Origin of the sequence: Mesorhizobium robiniae (assembly GCF_040545535.1) — a bacterium.
Taxonomy (GTDB): Bacteria; Pseudomonadota; Alphaproteobacteria; order Rhizobiales; family Rhizobiaceae; genus Mesorhizobium; species Mesorhizobium robiniae.
On record NZ_JBEPMC010000002.1, the window covers coordinates 188357 to 202629 of the forward strand.

Here is a 14273-nt window from a genome sequence, read left to right on the forward strand (position 1 = left end):
TCTAAGCCAACAATTTCTTCTGCAGGAAGACGCGGGCGCGGCCGACGGGAAAATCGGGAAGCACGCCGAAAGGGCCGATATCCCTGACGCTCATAAGCCTTGGCCGCTTTCGGATTGAACGTGTCGATCAGGGCGCCATGACAGCCGCGCGCGACGGCTTCCTGTTCGGCTGCGTCCAGCATCCGGCCGGCCATGCGCTGGCCGCGCAATCGCTCATCGACCCACAGCCATTGCACATAGAGCCAGCCCCAGGCGGTGTATCCCGAGATGCCGGCGACAACCGCACCGTGCTCGTCGCGCACGAACACGGCGAGCGCCTCCCTGTTGGCCGTGCCGACATCGCTGTCGTTGAACGCGCTGAGCCGCTCGCCGAGAAAAGCGAGCTCTTTCGGCGAAGGGGCGGCGGTGATTTCAAGCGTCGTGTTCATCGCATGTCCAGACGGGTTCACAGCCGGATATCGGTATACAGCGCCATTCCGGACGCTGTGGCACCTTCATTTGCATTTATCGACAGGCGGGAGCGGCGCGCAAGTTTTGCCGCCGCGTGGCTTAAACCGGCGACTTGCGATAGTCCGCGACTACCGCGGCGAATGCCACGCCGCCGCCGAAGCGGCAACCAGCATGAGCAACGCTGCAACCACGGCCGATGCCGCAAAACCAAAGCTGGAATAGAGCGGTCCGAAGGCCGTGGTGCCGACAAACACCGCGAGATAGGTCACCGCGCTGTTCAAACCCATGATCGTGCCGCGCCGCGCCGGATCGAGCGCCGAAAGGCGCATCACCAGGACGTTCAGTCCGAAGTGATTGGCGAGGCCCCAGACCGCCACCATCGCGATGGTCAAGCCGAAACTGCCGCTTGATGCGGCAAGCGCGACATAGACGATTGCGACCAGCAGATAGGCGAACGGCATGACGCGTCGCGCACCCAGCCGATCGATGACGCCGTCAAGAAGTGCCCCCATGCCGAAGCCGGCGCCATAGGCGAGTGCGGCCAAGCCGTTAGCGCTGACTGGCTGTCCCAATCCGTTGTGAAGGTGATCGCCGAGATAGCCATAGACGCCGTAGAAGGCGGTCATGAAGGCGCCGCAGGCAACCAGAAGCGGCACTATGCCCGGCACGGCCAAAGCGCCGAGCGGCGTCGGCGCCGGGCCGCCTTTCCTGACGTCGCTCAGCGACGTTAGCGTAAGGCCGATCAACGCGAGCGCCGCAAGCACCGCGACAGCCGCGAAAACGGCGCGCCAATGCAGCAGGTCGGCAAGCACCGCCGACAATGACACGCCGGCCACCATGCTGAGCGTCCATCCGGTCAGCACGACGCCGATCGTCCCGCTTTCGCGGCCAGGCGGCGCGATCGCCGCGGCGCTGGCATAGATTGCCGGCATGGCGACGCCAGCGGCGACGCCGGCGAGAAGCTGGGCCGAAACCAGCGCCGTCACCGTCGGCGCAGCGGCGCTGGCGAGGAGCGCTATCGCAAGCAGCAGCAAGGCCCCTTGCAGCATGCGGCGAGCGCCAAGCCGATCGATATAGCGCGCCAGGAACAAGGCGCTGGCGGATGTTCCGAGACCGAACGCGGCGGACGCGATCATGACGGCCGGCACGCTTGTCGCAAACGACGCGGCCACCGCCGGTGCTATCGGACCGAGAACCAGCGAGTTCGAGCCGATCACGGCAATGCATCCGGTGAGCAGATAAGCGAGTGCCGGGATAGGCGGCCTTGCCGTCAATGTTGCGACTTGATCACTGTTCGTCATACAGCGATAGTGGCCGTATTAAATTCTGTATCAACAAGGAATTTCATTATGGATGAAGAAACAGATGGCATTCCGCAGAACAGGCCTACTGCCCGCGATGTCGACGCAACCGACCGAAAAATATTAGGCGTCCTGGTCGGCGACGCCACGATCAGCTATGCCGAGCTCGGCGAACGGGTCGGCCTGTCGCCGCCGGCAGCCCATGAACGGGTGAAGCGGCTTCGGCGCAGCGGCGCCATCCGTAACACCGCCGCAATCATCGATCCCAAGGCAGTGCGCAAGCCGTTGCTCGCTTTTGTGCACATCGACACCAAGGGCTGGGGAAAGACCCCCGAACTGATGGCGATTTCCGAGCACCCGGAAGTCGAGGAGATTCATTCAGTGGCCGGCGACACATGCATGCTGATCAAGGTCCGCACCGAGGATACTCGGGCGCTCGAAGGCCTGCTGTCGCGGCTTTACGAAACGCCCGGCGTCACCTCGACGCGAAGCTACGTGGTTCTGTCGACTTATTTGGAGCGGCCGGTGCAGCCCGGGATCACGACCGAATGGCCAACGCCCCGGCACATGGCCAAGCCGCTCTATTAGCTCAAACGATCTTCAAGCACGTATCCAAAATCGTACCGGGACCGTCTTAGCTATCGGCCTTGTCACGATCGAGGGACCGGTTCGTTCGCCGGTTCTCGATCATGACGGGAAGGCCTGCTGCGCAACCGGAGACATGCAATGAGAAAATTGATCGTGGGCAGCTTCGTTTCGCTGGACGGCGTCATCGAAGCACCAATGGATTGGGCTTCGCCCTTCTTCGACGAGGAAGCCAGGGAGCATTCTTACCAAAAGGCTGGCGAGGCGGATTTTTTCCTGCTCGGTCGCGTGACCTATGAAATGTTTTCGGCGCGCTGGCCGCAGGTCAAGGGCAGCAAGTATATGGATCGCATGAACGGGCTGAAGAAGCTTGTCGCATCGCGCAGCCTCAAAGACGTGAGCTGGAACGCGTCGCTGATCGTGGGTGATGTCGCCGCCGAAATCGCTCGGATCAAGCAGCAGGCCGGCGGGGACATATTGAAATATGGGGTGAGCAATCTCGACCAGACGCTGCTCGCCAACAAGCTTGTCGACGAGTATCAGCTCTCCATCGTGCCCACCCGTGTGGGCCAGGGCAAACGCGCTTTCCAGGATGTCGACCCGTCCCTGGTCAAGCTGGAGCTTGTGAACACGCACCGGTTCGAGAACGGCGTCATCACGCTGACCTATATCCCACGATGATCCGTCACTGGATATTGATGCCATGAAGATGCAGCCAAGAATCGATCCCACCGGACTTTTTGACGTCCGCTACGCCGCCTTCCTGGAGACGGTCACGCATTTGCGTGGACGATTGCATCGCTACTGCGCACGCATGACAGATTCGACGCTTGATGCCGAAGACGTTATGCAGGAAGCGCTGTTTGAAGCCTATCGGAAGATCGAGAAACTTGACGATCCGAGCTCCCTTCGCCCTTGGCTGTTTCGCATTGCGCATAATCGCTGCATCGATTTCCTGCGAAGCAGACAGGCGCGCGAGCGTGCGGAGGCCAATTTCGTCGAAGACGAGATCATCCTGCCGGTCGAACCGGCGGGCCAGGGCGCCGATCGCGCGATCGAACGGCTGGTGATCCACCTGCCGCCCAAGGAACGCGCCTGCGTCCTGCTCAAGGATGTATTCGACTATTCGCTGGAAGAGATCGCCGGCCTCGTCGACTCGACCGTGGGTGGCGTCAAGGCGGCGTTGAGCCGTGGACGCTCCAAGCTGGCGATGCTGCCAAACAAACCAATCGTCCGTTCGGAGTCCCAGCGCGATCCCGAGCTTTCAAAATTGCTCAACCGTTATGTCGAACTCTTCAACCGCCGTGACTGGGACGGCGTGCGGGCGTTGACCAGCGCCGATGCCCAATTGCGGGTTGCGGATTGCTTCAAGGGCCGGCTGTCGGAATCGCCCTATTTTGTCGAGTACGAAAATGCCCAAATGACCTGGAAGATTGTGACTGGTGAGATCGATGGCGAAGCGGTGCTGCTCGTGCTCCACCGCGGCGAAGACGGTTGGAAACCAGCCCATCCGGTTCGGATCGAGGCGGTCGACGGGGTCATAAACCGCATTGCCGATTATTACGCCTGTCCCTGGATGATGCCGGCGGCCAGGGCGGTGGTCATTTCCATCCCGGACTAACCGGCGAACGCTCGGGTACAAACAGGACGATGCAAGTGTCCGGCATCAACCTCGATGAAATGATGCCGGACAGATATAGGCGCCTTACTGAAGCTTCGCCTGCAGGGCGTTGACGTCATCCGTCGTCATTTCGCCGTCGGTCGTCACCTTGCCGTCGACGATCTTCCAGAGGCGGAACGGGCCGGTGATGTCGCCGTATTTGTCGAAGGCGACCGGGCCGATGACGCCTTCGTAGCGGATCGGCTTGCCATCCTTGATCAGGCCGAGCGCCTTGGCGAACTCGTCCTTGCCGGCGTAGATCGGCGTGCCGGCCGGGTCGACCGCCTTGTACATCGCGTCCTTGATCTTGGCCGGCTCCTCGGAACCGGCAATGGCGATTGCCAAGCCGACGATGGCGCCGGCATCATAGGACCGGTCGGCTGCCGGATTCGATGGTTCGATGCCCGAAAATTCCTTGTAGTTCTTGGTGAAATATTCGGTCGACGCGGTCGGGCTGGTGCCCGAGGAAGTGCCATAAGCGTCTTTCAGGTAATCGGCGCCGACGGATTCGATGAAGTCCGGGCTGTTCATGCCATCATTGAGCAGGAACTTCTGGACACCGCCCTGCGAGATCCAGGTACGGGCAATGGTCGCGCCATCGACAGGCGTGCTGACGAGATAAAGCCCGTCGGGCTCGCCGGCCATTGCCGCCGTGACTTCCGAGGCATAGCTCGACTGCTTTTCATTATAGGGCGTGTCGGAGACGATGGTGCCGCCAAGCGCCTTATAGGCGCGCGAGAATTCCGCCACCATGTTGACGCCGAAGTCGTTGTTGACGTGGATGACCGACAGCTTCTTGAAGCCCTTGTCGATGGCGTATTTGGCTGCGGCGACGCCCTGCAGCGCATCCGAGGTGATGGTGCGGAAGAAGATGCCGTTGGTCTTGCCGTCGCGCCCGAGCGCCGTCAGCGTCGGCGACGAGGAAGCGGGCGACACCTGGACGATCTTGGCAGGAGCGGTGACCGAGGTCAGGATCGGAATCGACACCGAGGAGATGATGCCGCCGATGATCACCGGCACCTTCTTGACCTGCACAAGCTGGGTTGCGGCGTCGACCGCAATGTTGCCCTGGCTCTGGCTGTCACGGGTGTCGGTCGCGAGGTCGCAACCGCGCACGCCGCCGGCGTCATTGATATCGCGGAAGGCCATTTCGACCGACTTGGCGCCGGCCTGGCCGTATTCGCCGGCCGGGCCGGTCAGTTCCATGACGAGGCCGACCGTGATCTTACAATCGGCGGCTTGCGCTGCACCGGCGGCTGTCAGCAGAGCCAGCGCGGTGGTGATCTGAAGTATCGTCTTTTTCATTGTTGTTCCCCTTTCGTTACACGACTCTCATTGATGTCTTGAGCCTGTTAGCCTTCCGGCACCTGCAGCCAGGTTTCATGCAGATGTCGCCATTCAACGCCATTGGGCGCCGATGAACTGGTGGTGAAAACGGCACTCGAGCGACGGCGGCTGGTCTTGCCGGCGCGCTGCTGCGTTTCGACGTAGCAGAGGACTATCGCGTCGTCGGCCTGCCAGCTGGCCCTGATGTCTTCGATCGAAATGGTGAAGTCGCCATCACAGGTAGCGCGGCTTGTCCTGACGTGGTCGAGCACTGCGTCGCGATCGAGGATCTGGCCGTCCGGCGCAACCATCTGGAAGCCTTCGGCCATGACGCGTTCGAAGCGGCTGAAATCCGCCCTGTCCGCGCTCCCTGCAACGAACCAGTCGACGAAGAAGCGGTGGAGATCGACGACCTCGGCGCTGGCGCGGGAAAGCAGAGAAGACTTCTCGTCCATGGCTGTGCTCATATCCGGCCTGCGTTCAGATTGTAGTGCATGATCGAGCCGTGGCGGCCGTGGCGGTCGCGTTCCAGCGTGTAGACATCGCCCAGGGGGCCGCGGCTTTGCTCGATCACGGCGGCGATCCGCGCCCGGTCCTCGGCATCGAGCGCGACGTCCATGATCCCGGCATTGGCAAGGGCGTGCGCCTGGTTGCGGGCGCCGACGATGACGGCTGCGACTTGCGGCTGCTCCAACACCCAGGCGCTGGCGACGGTGGCTATGTCGACGCCGTGGCGGTCGGCGACGGCCTTCAGTGTGCGAAGCAGCTCCTGGAAAAGCTCCCAGCCGCCGAAATCGTCGATGATCAGCTTGTATTTGACCAGCGACCGGTTTTCGAGCGGCGTCTGCGGCTCGGCGACATCAAGCCATCTGTCGCTGAGGAAGCCGCCCGCCACCGAACCATAGCAGAGGAAACTGACGCCGTTTTGCTTGGCGAGTGCCGCAAGGCTGTTGGCCGGCCGCTGATCGAGCACGGAATATTGCAGCTGCTGGCTGACCAGCGGCACACCGGCGGCCAGGATCTCGGCCAAATGCGGCGTGTCGAAATTTGTGGTGCCGACATTGCGCACCTTGCCTTCGCTGCGGAGGTCGTTGAGCCAATCCATCGCATCGACGTAACCGGGCAGCGCATAATCCCACCAGTGGAACTGCACGAGATCGAGCCGCTCCGTCTTCAGCCGCCGCAGCGACTGGTCGACGATGCCTCTGACGTAGTCGCGGCTAATGTTTGCAAGCCTTTCCAGGTCAGGCACCAGCTTGGTGTGAACCTTCATTTTGGCGGCGGCGTCGAGACCGCGCTCATTGGCAAGCCGCAGCCGCGCCGCGCCGATCAGTTCCTCCACGCCGGTATAGATATCGGCGCAATCATAGGTCCTGATGCCGGCATCAAAAGTGGCGATCAGGTCGGTCACCGCCTGTTCGCGGTCGATCGCGCCGTGCCCGCCGGCAAGCTGCCAGCCGCCGCGAATGACGCGCGAAATCGTATAGCCGGGGCTGAGCTCGAACGACTTTTCGGTCATCTCTGGTCATTCTCCTTCGGCAGCGGCACCGCCGTGGTCTCGGCATGGCTGAACCGGCGCTTGCCAGTCCTGACGATCCTCAGCCGGCTGGCGCAATTGGGATCGGGACAGGCGATCTCGGCGTCCGACGTCATCCAGTCGTTCTTGTGGGTCGGGCGCTGTTTGGCCGCGAGCAGAGGCAGCACGGCTGATATCGAATAGATCGAAAAACCCTGCCCCGCCGGCATCGACAGCATCTCGCCCTTGAGCTCGAAATAATCACCCGCCTTGGCGCCGCAATAGATCGGCTTGCCCTCGGGGATAACCGCCTCGACACGAAGATCGAAGAGTTCGAAACTGTCGTCGTCCTCAGCCATTCATATCTCCACACGGGTGAAGGTGATGTCGCAGGCGCCATTGCGGCGGATCACGCCGCAGGCGGCGGCGAAGCGGTCGCGCTCCTCGGGATGCACCTGCGCGACCACGCTTCCGGCAAGCCAGCCGATCGGGAACAGCAGGCGCGCGCCCTGTCCGTAAAACAAGCCGATGTCGAAAATCGCATTCGGACTGCCGCCCCACATGCGGGGCGGCACGTAGGATAGCACGATGTCGCCCGGCTGCGGCGTCAGCGTTGCGTTCTCCGCCGGCAACGGCCTGGCATAGGTTTGGCCCTCAATATCCGCTGAAGGAACCGGGCAGGAGATTTCCGGCCCCGTCCACATCGCATGGATGCCGGCAACGACGCGCGGCTTGTCGAGATAGGCCAGCAGGAAGGCAGCGTTGTCGGGCGCCTTTTCAGGCAACAGCAGCGCCGTCACGGAAAGGTTCGAGCGTGGCTCGGTGATCCTGATAGCGGGCATGGTCATGTCTGGCCTTTCGCCGATTGCAGCTTGTCGCGCAGGAAGGCAAAGGGCCGGCTGATGTCGGCCACCAGCGCCTCGCGCGCTGCTTGAGCATCCTGCCTCGCGAGCGCTGCGACGATGCTGCGGTGATAATGGGCGGTATCGACCTCGCCGGCATCGGAAAAGGCATAGATGGCGACGCGGATGCAGGGCCCGGATTGCAGCCAGAGGCTCTCGATCATCGGGATCAGCACGGCGGAACCGCAACAGCGGTAGATCTCGAAGTGGAAGCTCTGGTTGAGCGTCGCCTCGCGATCGATTTCCTTCTTGTGCTTCAGTGCCCGCATTTCGTCCCACTCGCCGAGCATGGCCTCGACCGACGCAATCTGGCGCGGGTTCATGCGCGTGGCGGCCAGCGCGATGGCTTCGCCCTCGATCAGGGAGCGGGCGCGCAAGAGATCGTCGATACGCTCCAGCGTGATCGGCGGCACGCGCACGGAACGGTTGGGAAGTGCCTCCAGCGCCTTTTCAGTGATCAGCCGTCCGAGCGCCTCGCGCACCGGCATGGTGCTGGTGACCAGCGCGTCGGCAAGGCCACGGATGGTCAGAACCTGGCTTGGCTCGAAAAGGCCGCCGATCAAGGCCCGGCGCAGCTCCGAATAGACGCGATCCTGCACGGTCTCGCGGCCGACCGGCGTAAGCTGGGCTGCGATCGTTTCGTTGTTCCGTTCGATGGCGGCCTTCTGCATGGGCAGTCCCGGTCTTGGCGTTTTCGGCTTGCGGAAGAAATTAAAGCCGAATAGCGTGATCAAAGCAAGTGTGATCACAAATCAAATAATAGGCGGCGAAGAACGCTTTCGGCCAGAGGGATTGATGAGCGACACGACAGGACGGCAGGAGGAGATCCGCACGCCAGTTCTGACGGCCAGGAACGTCGTCAGGCGCTTCGGCGGCCTCGTTGCGGTCAACAATGTCTCGTTCGATGTCCAGCCGGGTGAAATACTCGGCCTTATCGGCCCGAACGGCGCCGGCAAGACGACGATGTTCGACCTGCTGGCCGGCAGCATCCTGCCGACCAGCGGCGAAATTCTCCTCAACGGCGTACTCGTATCGGGGGAAGCTGCTCATCGCCGTATCGGCCGCGGCCTTGGCCGCACCTTCCAGATTCCTCGGCCGCTGCCCAACCTGACGCTGATCGAAAACGTCATGCTGGCGGCGCAGGGACAGGCCGGGGAGCGGCTGCTCGCCAATTTCCTGACGCCACGGCGGGTCGCCGCCGAAGAGCGGGCTGCCGAGACGAGAGCCATCGAGCTGCTCGAGCTCGTCACGCTTGCCCGCCTTGCATACGAACCGGCGCGCGTGCTTTCCGGCGGCCAGCGCAAGCTGCTCGAACTCGCCCGCGTCATGATGGCCGACCCGGCGATCATCCTGCTCGACGAACCTGCGGCCGGCGTCAATGCGACGCTGCTCGAAGTCATCATCGACCGCATTCGCGACATCAACAGGAGCGGCATCACCTTCCTGCTGATCGAGCACAATATCGATATGGTGACGCGGCTTTGCCATCGCGTGCTGGTCATGGCGAGCGGCCAGCTTCTGTGCGAAGGCACTCCAGACGAGGTGGCACGCGACCCGCGCGTCATCGAGGCCTATCTCGGAGGCGCGGCATGAGCCAAACGGTTCTCGATGTCCGCGATCTCGAAGCCGGCTACGAGCCAGGCGTGCCGATCGTGCGCGGCGCCTCGATCACCGTCGCCAAGGGCGAGATCGTCGTCGTTCTCGGTCCCAACGGCGCCGGCAAGTCGACCTTGATCAAGGCGATCGCCGGCCTTGTCCCGATCACCGGCGGCACGGTCCGGCTGGACGGCAAGGATATCACTGCCGCACCCGCCCACACCATGGTCCGCCTTGGCCTGGCCTTCGTGCCGCAGACCGAAAACATCTTTCCGCTGATGTCCGTCGAGGACAATCTGAAGGTCGCCTGCGGCATCCTGAAGCCGCGCGAGACCCCTGCCCGCGTCGAGGAAATGTATGCGGCCTTCCCCGATCTCGCCCGTCAGCGCAGGACCGTCGCCGGCAACCTTTCGGGCGGACAGCGGCAGATGCTGGCTGTCGCCCGGGCATTGATCGTCCATCCCAAGGTGCTGGTGCTCGACGAGCCGTCGGCCGGCCTGTCGCCGAAATTCGTGGCGATGGTGTTTGAGATGCTGGCCGGTATACGCATATCCGGCGTCACTATTCTCCTGGTCGAACAGAACGCCAAGGCAGCGCTTGCCATCGGCGATCGTGCCTATGTGCTGGTCGAAGGCAAGGACCGGCACGAGGGCATCGCCTCCGAGCTCTGGAACGATCCGGTCGTCGCCGAACTCTACCTTGGCCAGCGCCGCCTCGATCCTGAAAGAGACCGGCACTCCGGCAAAGGAAGTGCGGCATGAACCTGCAATTTGTCGTCGACGGACTGCTGGCAGGTTCGATGATCGGCCTCGGCGCCATCGGCGTGACGCTCACCTATTCGATCCTGCGCTTCTCGAACTTCGCGCATGGCGACTTCATGGCCTGGGGCGCCTATGCGACGCTCGCCATCGTCGGCGCCATCGGCGCGATGTTCGGCAAGATCGCGCCGATCGCTCCCCTCTCCTTCGGCTGGCCGCTGATCGCCGCGGTGGTGCTCGGCATGGCGATCACCGGCCTGCTGGCGCTGCTGCTTGACTTGGTCCTTTTCGCGCGGCTGCGCGCCAAGGGCCAGGCGATCATCGTGGTGATGGCGAGCTTCGGTGCCTCGATGGCGCTGAGAAGCCTGCTCGAATTCATCTTCACCTCGCGACCGACCTATTTCAGCCGGGCGATCCAGATCGCCATGCCGGTCGGCTTCGGCATTCGCATCACCCCCGACCAGATTGCGCTGCTGCTGCTGACCGCCGTTCTCGTGCTCGGCGTGCATCTGTTGATGACCCGCACGCAAACCGGCCGCTCCATGCAGGCATTGAGCCAGAACGCTGCGCTGGCCCGCATCGTCGGCATCGACGTCGCCAAGGTCGTGCGCGTCACCTGGATCGTCGGCGGGGCGCTTGCCTGCGTCGCCGGCGTCATGATCGGCATTCTCATCCAGATCCGCCCATTCATGGGCTTCGACATGCTGCTGCCGATGTTCGCGGCCGCCATCCTCGGCGGCATCGGCAGCGTGCCTGGCGCCGTCCTCGGCGGCTTGATCATCGGTCTCGCGGAAGCGGGCGCGGTGCAGTTGATCGGCGCCGAATGGCGGGCGGCCGTCTCCTTCATCATCCTGATGACTGTGCTGTTCGTGCGGCCCATCGGCCTTTTCGGAGTGAGAGAACGCTGATGGATTTGCTCGGCTATGGCGCTTTCTTCCTGACCACCGCGCTGATCTTCTCGCTCGTCACGCTCGGGCTCAACCTGCAATGGGGGCTGACGGGGCTTTTCAATGTTGGGGTCGCCGGCTTTGTCGCCATCGGCGCCTACACCTCGGCGCTGCTGACCACGCCCGATGATGCCGCGCGTCTGGGCGGCTTCGGCCTGCCGATCCTTGTCGGCTGGCTCGGCGCGATGCTGGTGGGCGGCATCGCCGCCGCGATCACTGGTATCGCCACGCTGCGCCTGAGATCGGACTATCTGGCAATCACCACCTTCGGCGTCGCCGTCGTCGTGCAGCTGGTGGCGCTCAACGCTCAAAAACTGACCGGCGGCCCGTTCGGCATCGGCTTCATCCCGCGTCCGTTCGGCGGCCTTGCCGAAACGCCGTTGCTGTTCAACCTGTCGAACCTTGCCGTCGTCTCGGTGGTGACGCTGATCGTCTATCTCGCGCTGGAGCATCTGTCACGCAGCCCGTGGGGGCGCGTGTTGAAGGCGCTCCGCGAGGATGAGCAGGCCGCGATATCCCTGGGTAAAAGCGCACGGTTCTATCGTGTCCAGGCCTTTGCCGTCGGCGGGGCCATCATGGCACTGGCCGGCGCGTTGCAGGCGCATTTCACCGGCTTCATCGCGCCGGACAATTATTTGCCGGCACTGACTTTCCAGGTCTGGGTGATGCTGATCGTCGGCGGTTCGGGCAGCAACACAGGCGCCGTCATCGGCAGCATCCTGGTCTGGGCGATATGGGCCGGATCGGGAGCCTTGACCAGCGTGTTGTTCTCGCCGGAACAGCAGGCCCGCGCCGCCTCGCTGCAGATCGTCGCCATCGGCGTGATGCTGTGCGTCATCCTTCTGGTCAGGCCGAACGGCCTGTTTGGCGACAGGCCGCGGCGTCCAAGATTCGGCAAGCGCGCGAAAGAGGCTCCGGACGAGAGCATTGCCAAGTCATGATCGACGTTGCCGCGTCACCCGGCGTTTCCCTTTGGCATGCCGTCAGCCGCAACCGCCGTGACCGGCCCGCCCTCGAAGGCGCATACGATGTCGATCTGGCAATTGTCGGCGGCGGTTTCGCAGGCCTTTCCACCGCGCTGCACAGCGCCGAAAAAGGCATCTCGGTCGCCGTCCTCGAAGCGGAAATCATCGCCTGGGGCGCGACCGGCAGGAATGCCGGCTTCGTCGTGCCGAATTTCGCGAAAAGGGACCCGGACGATATCATTGCCCAGCTCGGCCCCGAACGCGGCGAACGCCTCATCGATTTCGCGGCCGGCAGCGCCGACCTCGTCTTCGACCTGATCAGGCGGCACGGTATCGAATGCGACGCGGTCCAGAGCGGATGGATACAACCGGCCCATTCACAGACCGCTCTCGAAAAAACCAGATCGCGCGCCGAGCAATGGGCAAGGCGCGGAAGGCCGGCTGTTACGCTGGACAGGCAGGCGATCGAAGAGCTGACCGGCGTTCACGGCTATGTCGGTGGCTGGATGGACAATTCGGGCGGTGTCATCAATCCGGTCGAATATGCGCGCGGACTCGCCGATGCGGCGGAAAACGCCGGCGCACGCATCTTCGAGCATACGCGCGTTGTATCGATCGATCGCACAGGGGATGGCTGGGTTTTGAAGTCGGCGTCGGGCTCGGTACGCGCCGGAAAGGTGCTGATTGCCACCAACGCCTATGGCGGGCCGCTGAACCGCACGCTTGAGCGAACCTATTTCCCGCTGAAAATCTTCCAGATCGCGACGGCTCCGCTGCCGCGCGAATGTCGCACTCGCCTGCTTCCCGGCAGGCAAGGCGTCGGCGACACCAGGCGCAATCTTTTCACCTTCCGCTTCGATGGCGAAAACAGGCTGATAACCGGCGGCATGCATAGTTTTGGTCCGGGCGCCGAAGCGCGGGTGCCGCAAGCGATCTGGCGGCGGCTGGTAAAGCATCTCGACCTCCCGGAGATCTCGCCGCTTGAATATAGCTGGTCGGGGATGGCTGCCGTCGAGCCCGACTTCCTGCCGCGCCTCGTCGATCTCGGGCCCGGCCTGATCGCAGGCTTTGCCTGCAACGGGCGCGGCATCGCCATGACCACGAGCATGGGCAAGGTGCTTGCCGATTGGGCTGATGGCGCGAAGCCACAGGACTTGCCGCTGCCATTTGCGCCGCCGTCGCCGATCCCGCTCCACAGCCTGATGCGGCATGCGCCAAACATGCTGCTCCCCTGGAGCATGCTGCGCGACCGGCTGGATGAGGGACGCTAATCGACGCCTCAGCCCAGCTCCAAGGTCGTTATCGCAAAGACCCCTGCCTGCATGAGCTGAGGCGCTTTTCCCTTGTACATTCGAGCCGTTTCGAAGCCCGGTTGAAAACCCGCCGACGTCAGCCAGGCTGCAAAGTCCCCACTGGTCTCGGGAACGTCGAGATGGATATTTCCGGGTCCGGAGACGCCGGCGAGCGCGGCGAAGAGACGGCTTGCCGCATCCAGGCTGTTGGAGAAGAGCGGCCCAACCTTGCAGCCGTCCCGGCATCGGCGCGCGACGCCGTATCCCTCGATCGCGCCGCCCCTGACGATCGCAAGCGACACATGCGGCGGGCGCAGCCAGCGTTCGAGGAAGGATCGTCTCGGTGCGGGAAAGAACCGGCTATCGTAGTCCAGGACATCGGCCAAGAGTTCCGGGCCTATGGCGCGAATGCCGCCGTCGGCGCCCGCCGAAACATTCGGCGGTCCGACGAACCGGATGGTCCGATAGGCCAGCGCAAAGCCCATGCTGCGGTAGTTGGCCTGCTGTTCGACGACACCATCGAGGCCGATGGTGCGGTTGCCGAGCCGCGCCATGCCGGCGTCCCAGACCGCCTTGCCATGGCCCTCGCCGCGCCTGTCAGGCCGACAGATGTAGAGGCCGATGAAGCCGAAATCGTCACCATAGGCGACGGCCGAAATTCCGGCCACCATCTCGCCATCGACAAAGGCGCCAATGAAGCCCTGGGGATCCGCCGCGTGGAACGCCACGGCATCGCCGAGGCCGGGATTCCAGCCTTCCGCCGCCGCCCAGTCGACAAGGGTTTCCACTTCCTCAAGTGCGAGCGTTCTGATGGTTCGGGACATTGCGATCACTCGGCGGCAACTTCAATGCGCCACGATACGGCTTTGCCAACGGGTTTGCATAGGCGCCATGCCTGGCCATGCCGGCGCAGCATGGCGATTGCTGTGAACCACGACGGAACCCGTAAGTCATCCGTATGCGCGGGCGTGTCAA

At 63.3% G+C, this 14273-nt stretch carries 16 protein-coding genes and 1 pseudogene; 8 read left to right on the forward strand and 9 right to left on the reverse strand.

Going from position 1 to position 14273, the window contains the following annotated elements:
* Position 1: 1 nt before the first annotated feature.
* Positions 2-428 (reverse strand): annotated as a pseudogene (locus tag ABID19_RS05255) (GNAT family N-acetyltransferase).
* Between the two features lie 150 nt (positions 429-578).
* Positions 579-1751, reverse strand: a complete 1173-nt coding sequence (locus tag ABID19_RS05260) for an MFS transporter (protein ID WP_354488572.1) — start codon at positions 1749-1751, stop codon at positions 579-581.
* 48 nt (positions 1752-1799) lie between these two features.
* On the opposite strand from ABID19_RS05260, the gene ABID19_RS05265 reads away from it, so the two are divergent.
* The 3 genes from ABID19_RS05265 to ABID19_RS05275 all read left to right on the forward strand — a co-directional run bounded on the left by ABID19_RS05265 (position 1800) and on the right by ABID19_RS05275 (position 3957).
* On the forward strand, positions 1800-2339 hold the full coding sequence (locus tag ABID19_RS05265) for an Lrp/AsnC family transcriptional regulator (protein WP_354488574.1): 540 nt from the start codon (positions 1800-1802) through the stop codon (positions 2337-2339).
* 138 nt (positions 2340-2477) lie between these two features.
* Positions 2478-3017: a dihydrofolate reductase family protein gene (locus tag ABID19_RS05270; RefSeq protein WP_354488576.1), complete on the forward strand. Its 540-nt coding sequence runs from the start codon at positions 2478-2480 to the stop codon at positions 3015-3017.
* Between the two features lie 22 nt (positions 3018-3039).
* The gene (locus tag ABID19_RS05275; RefSeq protein ID WP_354488578.1) at positions 3040-3957 is read left to right on the forward strand and encodes a sigma-70 family RNA polymerase sigma factor; all 918 of its coding nucleotides are present in this window, start codon (positions 3040-3042) and stop codon (positions 3955-3957) included.
* Between the two features lie 84 nt (positions 3958-4041).
* Here ABID19_RS05275 and ABID19_RS05280 read toward each other — a convergent pair whose 3' ends face one another.
* The 6 genes from ABID19_RS05280 to ABID19_RS05305 are packed head-to-tail and all read right to left on the reverse strand — an operon-like array spanning position 4042 to position 8411.
* Positions 4042-5301 (reverse strand): ABC transporter substrate-binding protein, encoded by a 1260-nt coding sequence (locus ABID19_RS05280; RefSeq protein ID WP_354488579.1) that lies wholly within the window; start codon positions 5299-5301, stop codon positions 4042-4044.
* Positions 5302-5348: 47 nt separating this feature from the next.
* Positions 5349-5789, reverse strand: a complete 441-nt coding sequence (locus tag ABID19_RS05285; protein ID WP_435528689.1) for a DUF4440 domain-containing protein — start codon at positions 5787-5789, stop codon at positions 5349-5351.
* On the reverse strand, positions 5786-6841 hold the full coding sequence (locus ABID19_RS05290; protein ID WP_354488581.1) for an aldo/keto reductase: 1056 nt from the start codon (positions 6839-6841) through the stop codon (positions 5786-5788). The genes ABID19_RS05285 and ABID19_RS05290 overlap by 4 nt, the downstream gene beginning before the upstream one ends.
* On the reverse strand, positions 6838-7197 hold the full coding sequence (locus tag ABID19_RS05295) for a TIGR04076 family protein (protein ID WP_095483805.1): 360 nt from the start codon (positions 7195-7197) through the stop codon (positions 6838-6840). Before ABID19_RS05295 ends, ABID19_RS05290 begins: the two co-directional genes overlap by 4 nt.
* Positions 7198-7686 (reverse strand): DUF3830 family protein, encoded by a 489-nt coding sequence (locus ABID19_RS05300; protein ID WP_354488583.1) that lies wholly within the window; start codon positions 7684-7686, stop codon positions 7198-7200.
* Positions 7683-8411, reverse strand: a complete 729-nt coding sequence (locus ABID19_RS05305; protein WP_354488585.1) for a GntR family transcriptional regulator — start codon at positions 8409-8411, stop codon at positions 7683-7685. Before ABID19_RS05305 ends, ABID19_RS05300 begins: the two co-directional genes overlap by 4 nt.
* A 124-nt stretch (positions 8412-8535) precedes the next feature.
* Here ABID19_RS05305 and ABID19_RS05310 point away from each other — a divergent pair, with 124 nt between their 5' ends.
* From ABID19_RS05310 to ABID19_RS05330, 5 genes are read left to right on the forward strand one after another with little or no spacing between them, the layout of a single operon-like run.
* Positions 8536-9333: an ABC transporter ATP-binding protein gene (locus ABID19_RS05310; RefSeq protein WP_354488587.1), complete on the forward strand. Its 798-nt coding sequence runs from the start codon at positions 8536-8538 to the stop codon at positions 9331-9333.
* Positions 9330-10097, forward strand: coding sequence for an ABC transporter ATP-binding protein (locus tag ABID19_RS05315; RefSeq protein WP_354488589.1), 768 nt, complete (start codon positions 9330-9332; stop codon positions 10095-10097). Before ABID19_RS05310 ends, ABID19_RS05315 begins: the two co-directional genes overlap by 4 nt.
* Positions 10094-11002, forward strand: coding sequence for a branched-chain amino acid ABC transporter permease (locus ABID19_RS05320; protein WP_354488591.1), 909 nt, complete (start codon positions 10094-10096; stop codon positions 11000-11002). The genes ABID19_RS05315 and ABID19_RS05320 overlap by 4 nt, the downstream gene beginning before the upstream one ends.
* Positions 10999-11982, forward strand: coding sequence for a branched-chain amino acid ABC transporter permease (locus ABID19_RS05325; RefSeq protein ID WP_354489469.1), 984 nt, complete (start codon positions 10999-11001; stop codon positions 11980-11982). Before ABID19_RS05320 ends, ABID19_RS05325 begins: the two co-directional genes overlap by 4 nt.
* On the forward strand, positions 11979-13277 hold the full coding sequence (locus ABID19_RS05330; protein WP_354488593.1) for an NAD(P)/FAD-dependent oxidoreductase: 1299 nt from the start codon (positions 11979-11981) through the stop codon (positions 13275-13277). The genes ABID19_RS05325 and ABID19_RS05330 overlap by 4 nt, the downstream gene beginning before the upstream one ends.
* An 8-nt stretch (positions 13278-13285) precedes the next feature.
* Here ABID19_RS05330 and ABID19_RS05335 read toward each other — a convergent pair whose 3' ends face one another.
* Positions 13286-14122, reverse strand: a complete 837-nt coding sequence (locus tag ABID19_RS05335) for a GNAT family N-acetyltransferase (protein ID WP_354488594.1) — start codon at positions 14120-14122, stop codon at positions 13286-13288.
* Positions 14123-14273: the final 151 nt, after the last annotated feature.

Excerpts from the sequence above, each read along its gene's own strand:
- ABID19_RS05270 (WP_354488576.1), top strand. The coding sequence starts at position 2,478 with ATGAGAAAATTGATCGTGGGCAGCTTCGTTTCGCTGGACGGCGTCATC.
- ABID19_RS05330 (WP_354488593.1), top strand. The coding sequence starts at position 11,979 with ATGATCGACGTTGCCGCGTCACCCGGCGTTTCCCTTTGGCATGCCGTC.
- ABID19_RS05280 (WP_354488579.1), bottom strand. The coding sequence starts at position 5,301 with ATGAAAAAGACGATACTTCAGATCACCACCGCGCTGGCTCTGCTGACA.
- ABID19_RS05265 (WP_354488574.1), top strand. The coding sequence starts at position 1,800 with ATGGATGAAGAAACAGATGGCATTCCGCAGAACAGGCCTACTGCCCGC.
- ABID19_RS05290 (WP_354488581.1), bottom strand. The coding sequence starts at position 6,841 with ATGACCGAAAAGTCGTTCGAGCTCAGCCCCGGCTATACGATTTCGCGC.
- ABID19_RS05285 (WP_435528689.1), bottom strand. The coding sequence starts at position 5,789 with ATGAGCACAGCCATGGACGAGAAGTCTTCTCTGCTTTCCCGCGCCAGC.
- ABID19_RS05300 (WP_354488583.1), bottom strand. The coding sequence starts at position 7,686 with ATGACCATGCCCGCTATCAGGATCACCGAGCCACGCTCGAACCTTTCC.
- ABID19_RS05315 (WP_354488589.1), top strand. The coding sequence starts at position 9,330 with ATGAGCCAAACGGTTCTCGATGTCCGCGATCTCGAAGCCGGCTACGAG.
- ABID19_RS05275 (WP_354488578.1), top strand. The coding sequence starts at position 3,040 with ATGAAGATGCAGCCAAGAATCGATCCCACCGGACTTTTTGACGTCCGC.
- ABID19_RS05320 (WP_354488591.1), top strand. The coding sequence starts at position 10,094 with ATGAACCTGCAATTTGTCGTCGACGGACTGCTGGCAGGTTCGATGATC.
- ABID19_RS05310 (WP_354488587.1), top strand. The coding sequence starts at position 8,536 with ATGAGCGACACGACAGGACGGCAGGAGGAGATCCGCACGCCAGTTCTG.
- ABID19_RS05335 (WP_354488594.1), bottom strand. The coding sequence starts at position 14,122 with ATGTCCCGAACCATCAGAACGCTCGCACTTGAGGAAGTGGAAACCCTT.
- ABID19_RS05260 (WP_354488572.1), bottom strand. The coding sequence starts at position 1,751 with ATGACGAACAGTGATCAAGTCGCAACATTGACGGCAAGGCCGCCTATC.
- ABID19_RS05305 (WP_354488585.1), bottom strand. The coding sequence starts at position 8,411 with ATGCAGAAGGCCGCCATCGAACGGAACAACGAAACGATCGCAGCCCAG.
- ABID19_RS05295 (WP_095483805.1), bottom strand. The coding sequence starts at position 7,197 with ATGGCTGAGGACGACGACAGTTTCGAACTCTTCGATCTTCGTGTCGAG.